Origin of the sequence: Streptomyces sp. NBC_01198, assembly GCF_036010485.1 — a bacterium.
Lineage (GTDB): Bacteria > Actinomycetota > Actinomycetes > Streptomycetales > Streptomycetaceae > Actinacidiphila.
Genome location: NZ_CP108568.1, coordinates 2,477,826 through 2,493,870 on the forward strand (window position 1 = coordinate 2,477,826; position 16,045 = coordinate 2,493,870).

12 protein-coding genes and 1 tRNA gene are annotated in these 16,045 nt (G+C 71.1%); 3 read left to right on the forward strand and 10 right to left on the reverse strand.

Features of this window, described 5'->3' with window-relative positions; genetic code table 11:
- Window positions 1–107 precede the first annotated feature (107 nt).
- From OG702_RS10995 to OG702_RS11030, 8 genes are all read right to left on the reverse strand, one after another.
- On the reverse strand, window positions 108–1,898 hold the full coding sequence (locus tag OG702_RS10995; protein ID WP_327288675.1) for a trypsin-like serine protease: 1,791 nt from the start codon (window positions 1,896–1,898) through the stop codon (window positions 108–110).
- Window positions 1,899–2,233: 335 nt separating this feature from the next.
- Complete coding sequence (gene rho / locus OG702_RS11000; protein WP_327288676.1) at window positions 2,234–4,249, reverse strand: transcription termination factor Rho; 2,016 nt, start codon at window positions 4,247–4,249, stop codon at window positions 2,234–2,236.
- A gap of 359 nt (window positions 4,250–4,608) precedes the next feature.
- Complete coding sequence (gene thrB, locus OG702_RS11005; RefSeq protein WP_327288677.1) at window positions 4,609–5,532, reverse strand: homoserine kinase; 924 nt, start codon at window positions 5,530–5,532, stop codon at window positions 4,609–4,611.
- 697 nt (window positions 5,533–6,229) lie between these two features.
- Window positions 6,230–7,321: a threonine synthase gene (gene thrC, locus OG702_RS11010; protein WP_327288678.1), complete on the reverse strand. Its 1,092-nt coding sequence runs from the start codon at window positions 7,319–7,321 to the stop codon at window positions 6,230–6,232.
- Between the two features lie 7 nt (window positions 7,322–7,328).
- Complete coding sequence (locus tag OG702_RS11015; RefSeq protein ID WP_327288679.1) at window positions 7,329–8,678, reverse strand: homoserine dehydrogenase; 1,350 nt, start codon at window positions 8,676–8,678, stop codon at window positions 7,329–7,331.
- Window positions 8,679–8,926: 248 nt separating this feature from the next.
- Complete coding sequence (gene lysA / locus OG702_RS11020) at window positions 8,927–10,318, reverse strand: diaminopimelate decarboxylase (RefSeq protein WP_327288680.1); 1,392 nt, start codon at window positions 10,316–10,318, stop codon at window positions 8,927–8,929.
- Window positions 10,319–10,399: 81 nt separating this feature from the next.
- The gene (gene nrtL / locus OG702_RS11025; protein WP_327288681.1) at window positions 10,400–11,419 is read right to left on the reverse strand and encodes an ArgS-related anticodon-binding protein NrtL; all 1,020 of its coding nucleotides are present in this window, start codon (window positions 11,417–11,419) and stop codon (window positions 10,400–10,402) included.
- A gap of 268 nt (window positions 11,420–11,687) precedes the next feature.
- Window positions 11,688–12,206, reverse strand: coding sequence for a response regulator transcription factor (locus OG702_RS11030; protein ID WP_327288682.1), 519 nt, complete (start codon window positions 12,204–12,206; stop codon window positions 11,688–11,690).
- A 151-nt stretch (window positions 12,207–12,357) separates the two neighbouring features.
- Between OG702_RS11030 and OG702_RS11035 the strand changes: the two genes are divergently transcribed.
- The 3 genes from OG702_RS11035 (at window position 12,358) to OG702_RS11045 (ending at window position 14,453) form a co-directional block, all read left to right on the forward strand.
- A tRNA-Arg gene (locus OG702_RS11035) sits at window positions 12,358–12,429 on the forward strand.
- 275 nt (window positions 12,430–12,704) lie between these two features.
- Window positions 12,705–13,025 (forward strand): hypothetical protein, encoded by a 321-nt coding sequence (locus tag OG702_RS11040; RefSeq protein WP_327293184.1) that lies wholly within the window; start codon window positions 12,705–12,707, stop codon window positions 13,023–13,025.
- 147 nt (window positions 13,026–13,172) lie between these two features.
- Window positions 13,173–14,453, forward strand: coding sequence for an IS701 family transposase (locus OG702_RS11045; protein WP_442814378.1), 1,281 nt, complete (start codon window positions 13,173–13,175; stop codon window positions 14,451–14,453).
- 635 nt (window positions 14,454–15,088) lie between these two features.
- On the opposite strand, the gene OG702_RS11050 is transcribed toward OG702_RS11045, so the two are convergent.
- Both OG702_RS11050 and OG702_RS11055 read right to left on the reverse strand, forming a co-directional pair.
- A complete protein-coding gene (locus OG702_RS11050; protein ID WP_442814379.1) occupies window positions 15,089–15,556 on the reverse strand; it encodes a hypothetical protein in 468 nt (155 codons plus the stop codon).
- Window positions 15,557–15,663: 107 nt separating this feature from the next.
- Window positions 15,664–16,041, reverse strand: coding sequence for a transposase (locus OG702_RS11055; protein WP_327288683.1), 378 nt, complete (start codon window positions 16,039–16,041; stop codon window positions 15,664–15,666).
- Window positions 16,042–16,045: the final 4 nt, after the last annotated feature.

Sequence of the window (16,045 nt, forward strand, 5' to 3'; positions counted from 1 at the left end):
GCTCCTGCCCGGGTCGGCATCCGGGGGAAACGCGAGTCGTCCGCGTACTCCCAGGTCAGGGGGTACGCGGACGACTTTTTCGTCACGCAGGGTGACGAAGCGCTCGCTCAGCCGAACAGGTTGTACACATTCCAGCCGGAGCCGATCCGCACCTTGGCCGCGTAGGGCGCCGACGCGGAGCCGGTGCCCTTGTACAGCCACAGGGTCCCGCCGGAGTCCCTGGCGACCAGGTCGGCGTGCCCGTCGCCGGTGATGTCACCGACGGCGGCGAAGGCGTTGTAGGTGTTCCAGCCGCCCCCGACCTTGATACGTGCCGCCCACGGGGCCGCGGCGTTGCCGGTGCCCTTGTACAGCCACAGGTTGCCCGAGGTGTCGCGCGCCACGGCGTCGGGCCTGCCGTCGCCGGTCAGGTCCCCCTTGCCGTAGATCGCGCCACTGTAGGTGTTCCAGCCGGCGCCGATCTTGGTGCGGGCGCCCAGGGTGCCCTTGCCGTTGCCCGGGTACAGCCAGGACGTGCCGCCGGTGTCGGTGCCGACCAGGTCGGGCCATCCGTCGCCGTTGAGGTCGCCGGGGATCACGATGGAGGCCATCGAGTTCCAGCCGCCGCCGATCAGCACCTGCGAACCGGTGCCGCCGAGGAAGTACAGCTGACCGCCGGTGGTGCGGACCAGCAGGTCCTGGAGGTCGTCCCGGTTCATGTCGGCCTGCCGCACCACGGAGAGGCCCTGGAAGGCGCCCGCGTCCGCGCGACCCGCGAAGTTCGAGCCCGTCGAGTCGTACTCGTACCCCTCGCCGGCCGGCGTCACGGCGAACAGGTCCGCCTTGTCGTCGCCGTTGAGGTTCGTGTCGTCCAGCCGGGGGTCGATCGCGCCCGCGAAGGTGCTGACCCGGCTGAAGACGCTGTACGCGCCTTCCTCGACGCAGTCCTGGACACCCCAGGACACCACGCCGACGATCCGCCCGTTGACCACCAGCGGGCCGCCGGAGTCACCGTTGCAGGCCGACGTCGTCCCGGCGTCCGAGCCGGTCGCCGGAGCGCCCGCGCAGACCATGTGGCCGGCCACGAAGTCACTGCCGTACTCCGCGGAGCACGCGGTGTTCGACGTGATCGGCAGCGACGCCTTCTTCAGCGTCTGCGACAGGTCCTCGTTGGTCGAGGTGGTGCGGCCCCAGCCGTACAGGGTCGCGTTGGTGCCCGCGACGTAGGAGGCGCTGTCGTCCGCCGTGGTGAGCGGCAGCGGCGTGGCCGTGGTGGAACCGTCGAGGGTCAGGACGGCCACGTCGTTGTCGTAGGTGACCGTGCTGTACGACGGGTGATTCCACTGACGCCAGACGGCGGTGGCGGTGCCTCCGTGGAGGTCGCTGGTGCCGTCGCCGTTGTCGGTGGGCAGCTGGTCGGTGCCGGTCAGCACGGCCCCGTAGTCGTACCAGTCGAAACCGTGCACACAGTGGGCGGCGGTCAGGATCTTCGTCGGGGACACCACGGTGCCGCCGCAGAAGAAGCCGACGTCGTCCGCGGTGTCCGCGGTGCCCTTGTCGTCGTAATACCAGAGCTGGGCCATCCAGGGTGCGGTGGAGATCGTCGTCGGCGTGCCGCCGATGATCTTCGGGTCGACCTTGGTGGCCGCCTTGCCCGACGTGGTGGTCGGGGCGGAGAGCGAGGCGCGGGAGCGGCCGTGGTCGGCCTTCACCGCGCCGGCTATCCGGGCGCTCAGCGCGGCCGAGGCCGGCGCCTTGGGGTGCGCGGCGGTGCGGAACGCCGGCGGCTGCACGGTGCCGGCGTGAGCCGACGACATCAGCAGCACAGCGGCGGTACCGCCGCCGAGCGCGGCCACGCCGACGGCGATCGGACCACGCCGTCGTCGTCGGTGGCCGGCACCCTTGCGAGCAGGGAACATCCACGACTCCTGTCGTTGAGGACATGAGCCGCCGCCCACAGCGGATTCACAGCGGGCAGCGGCAGGAAGCCGACAGGAGCGGAGTACGGCAACACCGGGAGCCGCAGGTCACGGGCAGGCGAGAACGCCACCCGACGCAGGGGCTTGTCCCGGAGATGGATTCCCCCCCACCTGCGGCGAGCCGATCATATGGCCGGCGATCGAGGAAGTACCAGGCTCGGAGGTTTTACCGACGGCAACTTTGGGCAAAGAAAAGCCCTGGCCAAGCCGAACGGCCCCGCCCGCCGGAAAATCCGGCGGGCGGGGCCGTCGCTGCGCGATACCGCGGGGGCGGGTCAGTCGTTGTTCTGCCCCGGCGTGGTCTTCGCGATCTGCATCAGGAATTCCGCGTTGGACTTGGTCTGCTTCATCTTGTCCAGCAGCAGCTCGATGGCCTGCTGCTGGTCCAGCGCGTGAAGCACCCGGCGCAGCTTCCAGACGATGCCCAGCTCCTCGCCGCCGAGCAGGATCTCCTCCTTGCGGGTACCGGACGCGTCCACGTCCACCGCGGGGAAGATGCGCTTGTCGGCGAGCTTGCGGTCGAGCTTGAGCTCCATGTTGCCGGTGCCCTTGAACTCCTCGAAGATCACCTCGTCCATCCGCGAGCCGGTCTCGACCAGCGCGGTGGCCAGGATGGTCAGCGAACCGCCGTCCTCGATGTTGCGCGCCGCACCGAAGAACCGCTTCGGCGGGTAGAGGGCGGTGGAGTCCACACCACCGGACAGGATGCGGCCGGAGGCGGGCGCGGCCAGGTTGTACGCACGGCCCAGGCGGGTGATCGAGTCCAGCAGCACGACCACGTCGTGCCCCAGCTCCACCAGGCGCTTGGCGCGTTCGATGGCCAGCTCGGCGACCGTGGTGTGGTCCTCGGCCGGGCGGTCGAAGGTCGAGGAGATGACCTCGCCCTTCACCGACCGCTGCATGTCGGTGACCTCTTCAGGACGCTCGTCCACCAGCACCACCATCAGGTGGCACTCGGGGTTGTTGGTGGTGATCGCGTTGGCCACGGCCTGCATGATCATGGTCTTACCGGTCTTCGGCGGTGCCACGATCAGACCGCGCTGGCCCTTGCCGATCGGCGACACCAGGTCGATGATCCGGGTGGTCAGCACGCCCGGGTCGGTCTCCAGCTGGAGCCGGTCCTGCGGGTACAGCGGGGTGAGCTTGTTGAACTCGGGACGGCCCCGCCCGGAGTCGGCGGCCATGCCGTTCGCGGAGTCCAGCCGGACCAGCGCGTTGAACTTCTCGCGGCGCTCGCCGTCCTTGGGCTGCCGCACCGCACCGGTGACGTGGTCGCCCTTGCGCAGCCCGTTCTTGCGGACCTGCGCCAGCGACACGTACACGTCGTTCGGGCCCGGCAGGTAGCCGGAGGTGCGGATGAACGCGTAGTTGTCGAGGATGTCGAGGATGCCGGCCACCGGGATCAGCACGTCGTCGTCGGCGACCTGCGGCTCGCCGCCGCCACCGAACTCCTCGCGGCGGTTGCCGCGGCCCCTGCGGTCGCGGTAACGGCCCCTGCGACGGCCGCGGCCGTCGCCGAACTCGTCGTCGTCCTGGGGGCCGCCGCCCTGACCGCCCTGGCCGCCCTGCTGCGGGCCCTGGCCCTGGCCCTGGCCCTGGCCGCCGCCCTGCTGCTGGCGGTCGCCGCGGTCCCGGCCCTGCCGGTTGCCGCCGCCGTCGCCGGCGCCGTCCTCGCGGTTGCGCTGGCGGTCCCGCTGGCGCTCCCTGCGGTCGCCGCGCTGGCCGCGCTGGCGGTCCTGGCGGTCGTCGCCGCCGCCCTGCTGCTTGCCGTCGCCCTTGGCCTCAGCGGTGTCCGCGGCGGCCTCCGCCGCCCGGTCGGCCCGCTCGGTCTTCGCGGCCTTGGCCTGCTCACCGGCCGGCTGGCCGGGGATCTCGATCTGCTTGTGCTCCTGCCGCTGCTCGGGGGCCACAGTGGTCGTCGCCGCGGCGACCGGGGCCTGCGCCTCAGCGGTCTGCTCGATGCGGGCCTTCGAGGTGGTGCGCCGCTTGGGCTTGTCCGCGACGCCGTTGTCGGCGGCCACGGGTGCGGCGGGCGCGGACGTGCCGCCGCCGGCCTGGCGCTCCTTGATGGTCTCGATCAGCTGGCTCTTGCGCATCCGCGCGGTGCCCTTGATACCGAGGCCTGAGGCGAGCTGCTGCAGTTCGGCCAGCACCATGCCGTCCAGGCCGGTCCCGGTCCGGCGGCGCCGCGACGCACTGGCCGTGGCAGCACCGTTAGCAGGCGCGGCGGCGTCGGACGAGGCGACAGTGTCATCTGCGCGCACGCCCATCAGATCGGTGGTGTCGCTCACGAAGGGTCCTTCCCTGGAGCGGACGTCGGCCTGTCTGGCTCGGCGACCGGTCGTGCTGTCCGGATCTGGGCGTTTCCGCTGCTCAGAACCGGGGCGGTGGTCCGCCTGATGGCGGCAGAAATACATACGTGCCTTCGGCACGGAGGGAACTCGTACCGAAACTCCGGAGCGTGCTCAACACCGCTCGGGCAGAATCCGACGGCTCGGACCTTGCCTTATGCGGTGTGGGAGGCTCCCGGAAGAAAAGCGGTCCCACGGAAGGGACACAGTGCATCGCGCCCATCGGGCATCGAATGCAGGCTTGAGGTTAACACTACCGGATCCAACAAACATTCCCCCTCTCACGACCGGCAATCGTGTCACTGCCCCCCGGCGAGCGGCAGCACACATGCCCCGGACGCGTCCAGTGCCAGACGGTTCGCCGCCCAGCCCTCACCCGCGATCCGGGAGACCTTGTCGGCGGCCCCCTCGTCGGTGAACGCCAGGACCGTGGGTCCCGCGCCCGACACGACGGCGGGGACGCCCTCGTTGCGCAACCGGTGGACCAGCGCCAGGGTTTCGGGCATCGCCGGCGCCCGGTAGTCCTGGTGCAACCGGTCCTCGGTGGCCGGCAGCAGCAGGTCGGGGCGCCTGGTCAGGGCCTCCACCAGCAGCGCCGCCCGCCCCGCGTTGGCCGCCGCGTCGACATGCGGGACCGTACGCGGCAGCAGGCCGCGCGCGGTCTCGGTCAGCACCGGCGTGGCGGGGACGAAAACCACCGGGACCAGCGAGGCCGCCGGGTCGAGCCGGACCGCCCGGGCCGCACCGCCCTCGCTCCAGGCCACGGTCAGGCCGCCGAGCAGGCACGCCGCGACGTTGTCCGGGTGCCCCTCGATCTCGGTGGCAAGTTCGAGCAGCGCGGTGTCGTCCAGGACGGACGGGCCGCCTATGGTCACCGCGCGGGCGGCGATGATGCCCGCGCAGATCGCGGCGGAGGAGGACCCGAGGCCGCGGCCGTGCGGAATGCGGTTCGCGCACACCACCTCAAGGCCGCGCGGCTGGCCGCCGAGCAGGTCGAAAGCGGTCCGCAGCGAGCGCACGACGAGGTGTTTCTCGTCGCGCGCCAGCGTGTCGGCACCCTCGCCGGCGATGTCCACGTGCAGGCCGGCGTCCGCGACCCGCACCACGACGTCGTCGTAGAGCCCCAGCGCCAGTCCGAAGGCGTCGAACCCGGGCCCGAGATTGGCGCTGGTCGCGGGGACGCGCACTCGTACTGCGGCAGCGCGGAACGCGGGACCGGCCATCTTTCGACGAATCTCCTTGTGCGGTTCGCCCTGCGGGCGCGGCACCATTGCCGGGCGGCGGGGCGGGGAGTGGCGATGCGGGGTGGCATCCGCCGGATTCGGGGCACACTGCGGTGCCGCTGGGCCCAGCTTATCGAAGGAAGGTTCTCCTGCGACATAGGGCGCACGCACAGCGCTTGATGCGTGTCGCACGCGGCGACGTGCGCCCCTCGCCTGCGGCGCGCTTCCCCCGGCCGCGTTCCCGTCCGTACGTCCCCTCTCCCCCGGGGGCCCTCCCCCCGGCTGCCCTTCCGCAGGGCGGTGCGCTTCCCCGGCTGCCCTGGCGCAGGACGGTGCGCTTCCCCCGGCCGCCCTTACGCAGGGCGGTGCGCTCCAGGAGCGCGGGGAACGGCGCGCGCAACCCACCACGACCGTCGGGTGGCGACGGACCGCCACCACCCCAAGGGGCGCGGGGAACTGCGCGACAAGCCCCCACCGGGGGCGCGGGTCGGCACCGACCCAAAGGGGCCGTTCGGTCCGATCCGGACCACCGCCCGGTGGCGGGCTGGTCGCGCAGTTCCCCGCGCCCCTGATGGGCACCCCCTTGCCGAAGGGGAACCGCACGGCCACCGCGCCCCGCGGAAGGGCACCCCCTGCGAAGGGGAACCGTCAGGCCGCCGCGGCCAGCGGATGGGTGCCCGGGGCGGAAGGGGCCAGGTCAGACGAGGCCCAAGCTCCGCGCAGCGGTGTCGGCGTCGACGGGGACCGTCAAGGGTCGCGGCGCCCCCGCCACCGCCCAGTCCGGATCCTTCAAGCCGTTGCCGGTGACCGTGCAGACGATGCGCTGGCCCGGGTCGACGCGGCCCTCTTCGAGGGCCTTGAGCAGGCCGGCGACCGACGCCGCGGAGGCGGGCTCGACGAAGACGCCCTCCTTCGCCGCCAGCAGGCGGTACGCGGACAGGATCTGGCGGTCCGTCACCGCCTCGATCGCACCGCCTGACTCGTCCCTGGCCTCCTCCGCGTACTGCCAGGACGCGGGATTGCCGATCCTGATCGCCGTGGCGATCGTCTGCGGGCTGCGCACCGGGGCGCCGTTGACGATCGGCGCGGAGCCCGACGCCTGGAAGCCCCACATCCGCGGCTTGCGGGTGGCCATCCCGTCCGCCGCGTATTCACGGTACCCCCGCCAGTACGCGGTGATGTTGCCCGCGTTGCCGACCGGCAGCAGGTGCAGGTCGGGCGCGTCGCCGAGCGCGTCGACGATCTCGAAGGCCGCGGTCTTCTGCCCCTCGATCCGCACCGGGTTGACGGAGTTGACCAGCGCCACCGGGTACTTCTCGCTGAGCCCCCTGGCAAGGTCGAGGCAGTCGTCGAAGTTGCCGTCGACCTGGAGGATGCGGCTGCCGTGCACCAGCGCCTGGCCCATCTTGCCGAGCGCGATCTTGCCCTGCGGCACGAGCACCGCGCAGACCATGCCGGCGCGTACGGCGTAGGCCGCGGCCGAGGCGGAGGTGTTGCCGGTGGAGGCGCAGATGACGGCCTGGGCGCCGTCCTCCTTGGCCTTGGAGATGGCCATGGTCATCCCGCGGTCCTTGAAGGACCCGGTCGGGTTCGCGCCCTCGACCTTGAGGTACACGTCGCAGCCGGTGCGCTCCGACAGCAGCTGGGCGGGTACCAGCGGGGTGCCACCCTCCAGCAGCGTGACCACCGGGGTGTCCGGGCCGACCGGGAGCCGGTCGCGGTACTCCTCGATGATGCCGCGCCACTGGTGGGTGCCCGACATTCGGGGCTGGTCGATTGTTCCGTTCATTGCGGGTCTACTCCCCTTCCACACGCATGATGCTGGCGACGCCGTGCACCGTGTCGAGTTTCCGCAGGCTGGAGACGGTCGCCGAGAGGGCGGCGTCATGCGCGCGGTGGGTGACGACGACGAGGGAGGCCTCCCCGGCCCCGCGGCGCCCGGCGTCGCCCTGCTCGACCGCGGCGTCGTCGCCGCTGCCTTGATTTCTGCCCTGCTGACGCACCGTGTCGATGGACACGTCGTGCTCGGCGAACACCGTGGCGACCTGTGCGAGGACGCCCGGTTTGTCCGCCACGTCGAGGCTGATGTGGTAGCGGGTGACCACATCCCCCATCGGGCTCACCGGCAGTTGCGTGTAAGCGGACTCGCCGGCACCGGTGGTCGCCGCCAGTTTGTTGCGGCAGGCGGCCACCAGGTCGCCGAGGACGGCGGAGGCGGTGGGTGCACCGCCGGCGCCGGGACCGTAGAACATCAGCTGCCCTGCCGCCTCCGCCTCGACGAAGACGGCGTTGTAGGCCCCGCGTACGGAGGCCAGCGGGTGGCTGAGCGGGATCATGGCCGGGTGCACCCTGGCGGTGACCGAGCGGCCGTCGCGGGCGCGCTCGCAGATGGCCAGCAGCTTGACCGTGCAGCCCATCTTCTTCGCCGAGGCGATGTCGGCCGCGGTGACCTCGGTGAGGCCCTCGCGGTGCACGTCGTCGATGGTGACCCGGGTGTGGAACGCGATGCCGGCCAGGATCGCGGCCTTCGCGGCGGCGTCGAAGCCCTCGACGTCGGCGGTGGGGTCGGCCTCGGCGTAACCCAGCGCGGTGGCCTCGTCCAGCGCCTCGCTGTAGCCGGCGCCGGTGGAGTCCATCTTGTCGAGGATGAAGTTGGTGGTGCCGTTGACGATGCCCAGCACCCGGTTGACCTTGTCGCCGGCCAGCGACTCGCGCAGCGGCCTGATCAGCGGGATCGCACCGGCGACGGCGGCCTCGTAGTAGAGGTCGACGCCGTGCTCGGCGGCCTTGGCGTGCAGGCTCGCGCCGTCCGCGGCGAGCAGCGCCTTGTTGGCCGACACCACGGAGGCGCCGTGCTCGAACGCGGTGGTGATCAGCGTACGCACCGGCTCGATGCCGCCGATGACCTCGACCACGACGTCGATGTCGCCGCTCTTGACCAGCGCGGTGGCGTCGGTGGTGAGCAGTTCGGCGGGCACGCCCTCGCGGACCCGGTTGGGGCGGCGCACCGCGATACCGGCCAGCTCGATGGGCGCGCCGATCCGGGCGGCGAGGTCCGCCGTCTGCGTCGTGATGATGCGCGTGACCTCGGAGCCGACCACACCGCAACCGAGCAGCGCCACTTTCAGCGGACGCGTACGCATCATCCGACCTCGTCTCTCGTACAACTCTCGTGTCGCGTGGGTACGGTCCCGGCTCCCCGGTCCCGTACAGCGTGGAGGGAACCAGTCTCACGCACCGGATGGGAGAAGCCACGCCTTGTCCGGATTGCGAGACCGGCCGGGCGGACCGTGAGATTTACCGTCCGCCCGGCGATCTCGCGCTGTTTCGTCGCGCCGGGCGCGCACCTGCCGCAGATCCTCTTTACCGACTGGTGGGCGCGGTCCGGCCGCTTTCAGCCGACGTCGAGCCGCAGCAGGTCCTCCTCCGTCTCCCGGCGGACGATCACCCGCGGCCGTCCGTCCGCGACCACCACCACCGGCGGACGCGGCACATGGTTGTAGTTGCTGGCCATCGAGCGGCAGTACGCGCCCGTCGCCGGCACCGCGATCAGGTCGCCGGGCGCCAGGTCGCAGGGCAGGAACGCGTCCTTGACCACGATGTCGCCGCTCTCGCAGTGCTTGCCGACCACCCGGCTGAGCATCGGCTCGGCGTCGCTGCGCCGGGAGACCAGCGCGACGCTGTACTCGGCGTCGTACAGCGCGGTACGGATGTTGTCCGACATCCCGCCGTCGACGCTGACGTAGGTGCGCAGGCCTTCGAGCGGCTTGACCGTACCGACCTCGTAGAGGGTGAAGGCGGTCGGGCCGACGATGGCCCGGCCCGGCTCGACCGACAGCCGCGGCAGGTCGAGGCGGGCCGCCTCGCACTCGCGGGCCACGATCTCGCTCAGCGCCTTGGCGATCTGCTGCGGCTCGGCGGGGTCGTCGTCTGCGGTGTAGGCGATGCCGAGGCCGCCGCCCAGGTCGATCTCCGGCAGCTGCACCCCGTGCTCGTCGCGGATCCCGGCCAGCAGCGAGACCACCCGGCGGGCGGCCACCTCGAAACCGGCCATGTCGAAGATCTGCGAGCCGATGTGGCTGTGGATGCCGATCAGCTCCAGGCTCTCCAGCTTCAGCACCCGGCGCACCGCCTCCGCGGCCTGCCCGCCGGCCAGCGCGAGCCCGAACTTCTGGTCCTCGTGGGCGGTCGCGATGAACTCGTGGGTGTGCGCCTCGACGCCGACCGTCACCCGGATCTGCACCGGCTGCCGCCGCCCGTGCCGCTCGGCGGCCGCCGCGACCCTGACGATCTCCTGGAAGGAGTCCAGCACGATCCGGCCGACCCCGGCCCCGACCGCCCGGTCGATCTCGGCGTTGCTCTTGTTGTTGCCGTGCATCGCGATGCGCTCCGCGGGCATCCCGGCGTCCAGCGCGACGGCCAGCTCGGTGCCCGAGCACACATCGAGATTCAGCCCCTCCTCGTGCAGCCAGCGCACCACTGCCCGGGACAGGAACGCCTTGCCGGCGTAGAAGACGTCGGCGTCCGGCCCGAACGCCGCCCGCCACGCCCGGCAGCGCGCCCGGAAGTCCGCCTCGTCCAGGACGTACGCCGGCGTGCCGAACTCGGCCGCCAGATCCCGTACGTCGATCCCGCCGACCTCGACGGCGCCGTCCGCGTTCCGGGTGACGGTACGGGACCAGATGTGCGCGTCCAGCCGGTTGAGGTCGGCGGGCGGGGCGGCGTAGTGGCCCTCGGGCAGGACGTCGGCGTGGCGGGGCCCTGCGGGGTGTGCTGATCGGCTCACGGCTGGCTCTCTCGTTCTGGTGCGTAACTCGTCAGAGGTGGTCGGGGCTGAAGCGGGGCAGCGGCGGGGTGGCTACGGGCGTCAGAGGTGGTCCGGGGCGCTGATGCCCAGCAGGTGCAGGCCGCCCGCCAGCACGATGCCGGTCGCGTCGGCGAGGCGTACCCGTGCTGCGTGGACGGCCGAGGGTTTCTCGTCCCCCTTGGGCAGCGCGGGACACTCGTCCTGGAACCTGAGATAGGCGTCGGCCAGCCGCTCCAGATGCCGTGCGAGCCGATCGGGCGCGCGGCGGCGGGCGGCGGTCTCGACGACCCGGGGGAAGTCGGCGATCAGCCCGAGCAGTTCCGTCTCGGCCGGGTGCCGATACGGGTCCCGGGCCGCGGCCTCGACGCGTACGCCCAGGTCGTGGGCGTTGCGCAGCACCGCGCGGGTGCGGGAGTGGGCGTAGCGGACCCGGAAGAGCGGGTTCGCCTCGCGCTGGTCGAGCAGGGCGGAGGTGGGGCGGGGCGCGTCCTCGGCGGGGGGCCGGAGCAGGGCCCAGCGGGCGGCGTCCGGGCCGAGGCGGTGGGGGTCGTGCGGCTGCTCTTGGCGGGCGGGCTCGGGTTCGGGTTCGGGTTCGGCCACGCTGAGGCTCTCCCGGCGGCCGCCGGGCGGGGCGCCCGCGGCCCGCAGCAGCGCGTTGACCGCCTCGGCGACCAGGGTGGCGCGTACTGCCCCCGGCGGCTCGGCCACGACCGTGACCGCGTCACCCGCGAGAGCGTCACCGCGCCCGTAGCCCGCCCCCTGCTCGCGCACCTGCCGGACGACGTCGGCGTACGCCCGGGCGCTGAGCGTGATGTTCAGGAAGCCGGCGCCGGCGATCTCGACCTGGGCGATGCCCGGCTCCTTCGCGAGCCGCACGGCCAGGATCTCGGCGACCTCGTACGCGCTCCGCCCGGCCTGCCCGGCGAGCTGCAGCGCCACGTTGGTGGCGTAGTCCCCGCACCCCGGCCGGGGCGGCCGCTGCACCACGACCTTTTCCGGCACCGCGACCTGCAACTCCTCCGCCGCGACGGCACGCCGGACCGTGCTCAGCACGGTCCACGACAGTTCGGCGGGGGTCACGCTCAAAGCGTAGGCGAGACGACCCCTCTGACGGCGACCGGGTTTTCCCCCGGGCGCCGGGGGTGCCGGTGCGTCGGCCCGGGCCCCCGGGGCGCGCCGCCTGCGGCGGCGGCGTCCTGCGCGCGGGGGCGCGGAACCGGGCTCGCTCGTGCGGGCCAGCGGTTGCGGGGCTCGCTCGGGCGGGCAGCCGGGCGAGGCACGTGCCCGACGTGGGCGCCTTCCCGGAGGGGTGTCGCTGGCCCGGGTGGCTACCCGGATCGCCGGGAGCTCAGCCGCCCCCGGGGGCGGCGGCGGTCTGTCCCCGCTGTCCCCTCTGACCACGCGAATCCGCGTCGGCCTCCGCCTCGGCGTCCGCGTCCGCCCCCGGATCGGGTTCCTGGCCGGCCGCAGGCTGCTCTCGCGCCTCGGGCCCGCGCCGTATCAACCGCCGTACGGTCTCCACGAGCTCGGCCGGCTCGAAGGGCTTCCCCACATACGCGTCCACCCCACGCGGCCCCCCGGTCCCCTCCGGCAGCGTCCCGGCGCTGACCATCACGATCCCGACGTCCCGCGTCCACGGATCCGCGTCCGCCCGCAACCGTGCCGCCGTGCGCACCCCGTCCAACCGCGGCATCATGACGTCCAGCGTCACCACATCCGGCCGCACGCTGTGCACGATCTCCAGGCACTCGGCACCATCAGCCGCGGTCACGACCTCGAAGCCCTCCAGCTCCAGGTTGACCCTGATCAACTGCCGGATCACCTTGTTGTCATCCACAACAAGCACCCGGCCGGACGCACCCGCCACACCCCGAAGCGTAAGCGGGCGACTACTGATGCGTCCGCGTTTTGCCCATTTCTTCCCCGCGAGGAGTGACCCCCCTCCCCCGGCACCCCCCACCACCCCACCCAAACCCTGTCGGGCCCACCCTCCCCGAACTGGTACTGTTCTTCCCGTCGCCCCCGTAGCTCAGGGGATAGAGCAACGGCCTCCGGAGCCGTGTGCGCAGGTTCGAATCCTGCCGGGGGCACTTCCGGAAAATGGCTCTGACCAGCAGAGATGCCGGTCAGAGCCTTTCTTGTACCTGCCAAAACGCACACGGTCTCCTGACCGTTGCTCTTCTCGACCTCAGAAGGTCATCGCCTAGTACTACAGTCTGACTTTGCGATCTTGTCGGGGCTGTAGCGCCTCACCTGGCGGGAAGTCTGGTGGCGCACGTATATCGCGTTGTGGGTTCGGCGGTGCCGCCATAAGGTCACCGGCATGTCTCTACGTCTTCGTATGCGTCAAGCACTGCCGGAAGCGATGCGCGCCCGTGACAAGGCCGCGGTGAGTGCCCTGCGCGCAACGCTTGCTGCGCTGGGCAACGCTGAGGCGGTGCCCGTCGACGAAGCTGAGCTCCGCGGCGTGGCCCTTGAGCATTCGCCGGCTGGTGTCGGCACCACCGAAGCAGCGCGGCGTGAGCTGAGCGAGCGCAGTGTGGTGGATATCGTGCGCGCCGAGGCCGCCGAGCGACTGGAGGTTGCAGCGCAGTTGACTGCGCCCGCGCACGCTGATCGAGCCGCGCGGCTCCGCACGGAGGCCGCCGTACTGCATCGCTTCCTCGACGGCCCCGGCTCCGAATAGGACACGGCGTCGCATCACGTCCGAAGCGACGCAGGAGCAGGGCTGGGAATAGGTACGGCCACCGCATGATCATCAGAGGTTGTGTGGACTCCTGAGGATGGTGCGGTGGCCGCGGGCCATAGCGTAGACCCTGCCCGCTGGCGGGCGATGTTCGACCAGGCCATGGCCCGCATCGCGGGCCGGTTCCAGCGCGTTGAACCCCGGGCGACGGCAAGGGCGTTCGTTCTGGGACTGTTGTCCGGCGTCGAACGCAAGAACTGCTGGCTGCTGGCCGAACAGGCAGGACACAAGCGCCCCGGCGCGATGCAGCGACTACTGCGAAGCGCACGCTGGGATGCCGACGAGGTGCGTGACGAGGTCCGCTCCTATGTCTTGGAGCACCTGGGCGGCGGTGGGGTGCTGATCGTGGACGAGACGGGGTTCCTGAAGAAGGGCGACCGCTCGGCGGGCGTCCAGCGGCAGTACACCGGCACCGCCGGAAGAATCGAGAATGCCCAGGTCGGAGTGTTTCTCGCCTACGCCTCCGACCAGGGAAGGGCGCTGATCGACCGTCGGCTCTACCTGCCCGAGCACACCTGGTGCAAGGACTCCGAGCGCCGTTCGGGCTCCGGCGTTCCCGAGGACATCGAGTTCGCGACCAAGCCCCGCCTGGCCCTGCAGATGATCGAAGCTGCCCTGGACGCGGGATGCCAGTCCTCCTGGGTGACCGGCGACGAGGTCTACGGCCAGGACCCGCAGCTTCGCTCCGCGTTGGAGGCGCGGGGGGTCGGCTACGTCCTGGCGGTCGCCTGCACCACCCGCGTGCACATCAACCAGGACCGCACCGTCCTGCGGGCCGACGCCGCGGCAACCGCCCTGCCCCCGGACGCCTGGCACCGACAGAGCGCCGGCGCCGGGGCGAAGGGCCCGCGCTACTACGACTGGGCCTGGGTACAGATCGGCCCCGACGCCAACCGCTGCCTGCTGATCCGCAGCAACCCCGCAACCGGTGAACTCGCCTTCTATCTGTGCTGGTCACCGGGACAAGTAGCCCTGTCAGCATTGGTGCGCGTCGCCGGGATCAGGTGGTGCATAGAAGAGTGCTTCCAAGCCGCGAAAGGCCAGGTCGGCCTGGACCACTACCAGGTCCGCCACTGGACCGCCTGGCACCGCCACATCACACTCGCCATGCTCGCGCTGGCCTTCCTGGCCGCCGTCGCAGCCAGCACGAAGCCCGCCAGAAGCGCGGATCCGAACCGTCCCGCCCGCAGCAGCGACCCGATCGACCTGACCATCCCGGAGATCCGCCACCTGCTCGGCGCCCTGCAGAAACGACCAGCCGCATCAGTGACCACGCTGCTGGCCTGGTCAATCTGGCGCAGACGCCACCAAGCACAGGCCAGACGCTGCCACTACCGACGACGTCTTGCCGCCTTCTCGCCCACCTAGATCACGAAGTCGAACTGGAGTACTAGGCGTTCAAAGGCTCACCAGTCCACGTCAGCGCCCTTTCGGGCCCGGTCGTCTCGACCGGCATCCGGCCGGTTCCCCGTGACAGCCGCCTGGAGGGGCAGCCGTGATGTCACGAGTCCCGTTGCCTTTCGGCAGCCGGCATCCGCTTCTTGGACTTCCTGTCCCGCCGGGGACTTACGCCCCTCTCACGATCGGCCTACCCGGCCTCAGGGCCGGGACCCCGACGGGGTTTCCACGTTCCACGCATACAAGACGCGACCGGGGAGGACGCCCCCTAAACCCCGGGACCAGCGGTGTTCACACGACCGACGGGGCAGGCTCCGGTCGTCGCTCGCCGCCTCTTCCAGCGGCCAGGTCCTATCACCCGGTATTCATCCCGTCTTCCCGGGCTTGTCGATGACGAGGCATCACAGGGGGTTCACTCGCGTTCGTCCGTCCGGCCTTCTCCTTGCCCGGTTGCTCCCCCTGACGGATCGGGGGCCCTTGGGCGTCTTCCCTGAGCTTCGCACCCTCGACGGGCAGGACCCGCGAACGCACGTCAGAGCGGAGATCGGTCTCGAACACTGACCGAGAACTACGCAACCGGCATAACCGGCCTCCAATCTGCGAGTTCACTCATATACGAGACCTCGTGTCGCACCACCCCAGTCAACCTGGGCCTGGGCCCAGGGCACCACCTCGAACCTTCGGTGCAGCCCCGCCAGCTCACCCGGGCTGATGCCCAGTTCCTCCGCGATCCGAGGCCGGGCCTCCTGCAAGTAGATCTTGACCCGCTGGTAGTTGATGGTGAACCCGTACTCCGCCACCAGCCGCTCGTGGATCACCGCCCCTTTGAGCAGGATCTCGGCCCGCAGCATCGCGTCGATCAACGGCGCGACCTCGTCCACCACCCGCTGATACGTCTGACCGTTGGGAGCCCGCCGAGGCGGCGCGACCGGCGTCTCGCCCGACAAGTACTTGCCGACCGTGCGACGGTTCAGCCCCGTCTCCTTCGCGATCTCCCGCAAGCTCATCGCACCGGACTCATACAGACCGCGAAACCGCCTCAGCTCCAACCAGCGATGCGGATCCAAGACCACCCTCGCCGCCCTCCACCGACCCAGAACAAGACGACAGAAGACTCCCGCGACACCTACCTCACCGCATCAACAACGGTGCACTTTCATCCGTACGCGGTGGTGCACGTTCACTTGTACGCCGACACCCGCTCGCCCACGGTCAGGCTTCCAGGCCGCGCCTTGCGAGCCGCTGGAGCGATTCCTCCGTGGTGCTTGAGGACGGTGAACACCGAGCCGGGCGGCTTGCCGATCTGCCGTGAGATGACGCTGATCGACTCCCCGGCCCTCCACCGCCGCCACAGGTCGGACTTCATCTCGTCCGACATCCCCGGCCGACCCAGTCTCGCCACGTATACCGTCCTCAACCAGCACTGTTGCTCCGACCGGTTGAATCTAAGCTTCGCGATCTGACCCATCGAGCGGTCACCGCGCTGGCAAAGCTCCACGATCTCGGCCTTGAACTCCGGCGTGAACGAGCGGCGAGGGCGAGGCTTCTTCTTCCCCATGCTC

What these genes read in the sequence shown, in the direction of transcription:
- thrC (WP_327288678.1), bottom strand. Translation starts at nt 7,321, where the DNA reads ATGAACGGAACAATCGACCAGCCCCGAATGTCGGGCACCCACCAGTGG.
- OG702_RS10995 (WP_327288675.1), bottom strand. Translation starts at nt 1,898, where the DNA reads ATGTTCCCTGCTCGCAAGGGTGCCGGCCACCGACGACGACGGCGTGGT.
- OG702_RS11045 (WP_442814378.1), top strand. Translation starts at nt 13,173, where the DNA reads ATGTTCGACCAGGCCATGGCCCGCATCGCGGGCCGGTTCCAGCGCGTT.
- thrB (WP_327288677.1), bottom strand. Translation starts at nt 5,532, where the DNA reads ATGGCCGGTCCCGCGTTCCGCGCTGCCGCAGTACGAGTGCGCGTCCCC.
- OG702_RS11040 (WP_327293184.1), top strand. Translation starts at nt 12,705, where the DNA reads ATGCGCGCCCGTGACAAGGCCGCGGTGAGTGCCCTGCGCGCAACGCTT.
- OG702_RS11015 (WP_327288679.1), bottom strand. Translation starts at nt 8,678, where the DNA reads ATGATGCGTACGCGTCCGCTGAAAGTGGCGCTGCTCGGTTGCGGTGTG.
- OG702_RS11055 (WP_327288683.1), bottom strand. Translation starts at nt 16,041, where the DNA reads ATGGGGAAGAAGAAGCCTCGCCCTCGCCGCTCGTTCACGCCGGAGTTC.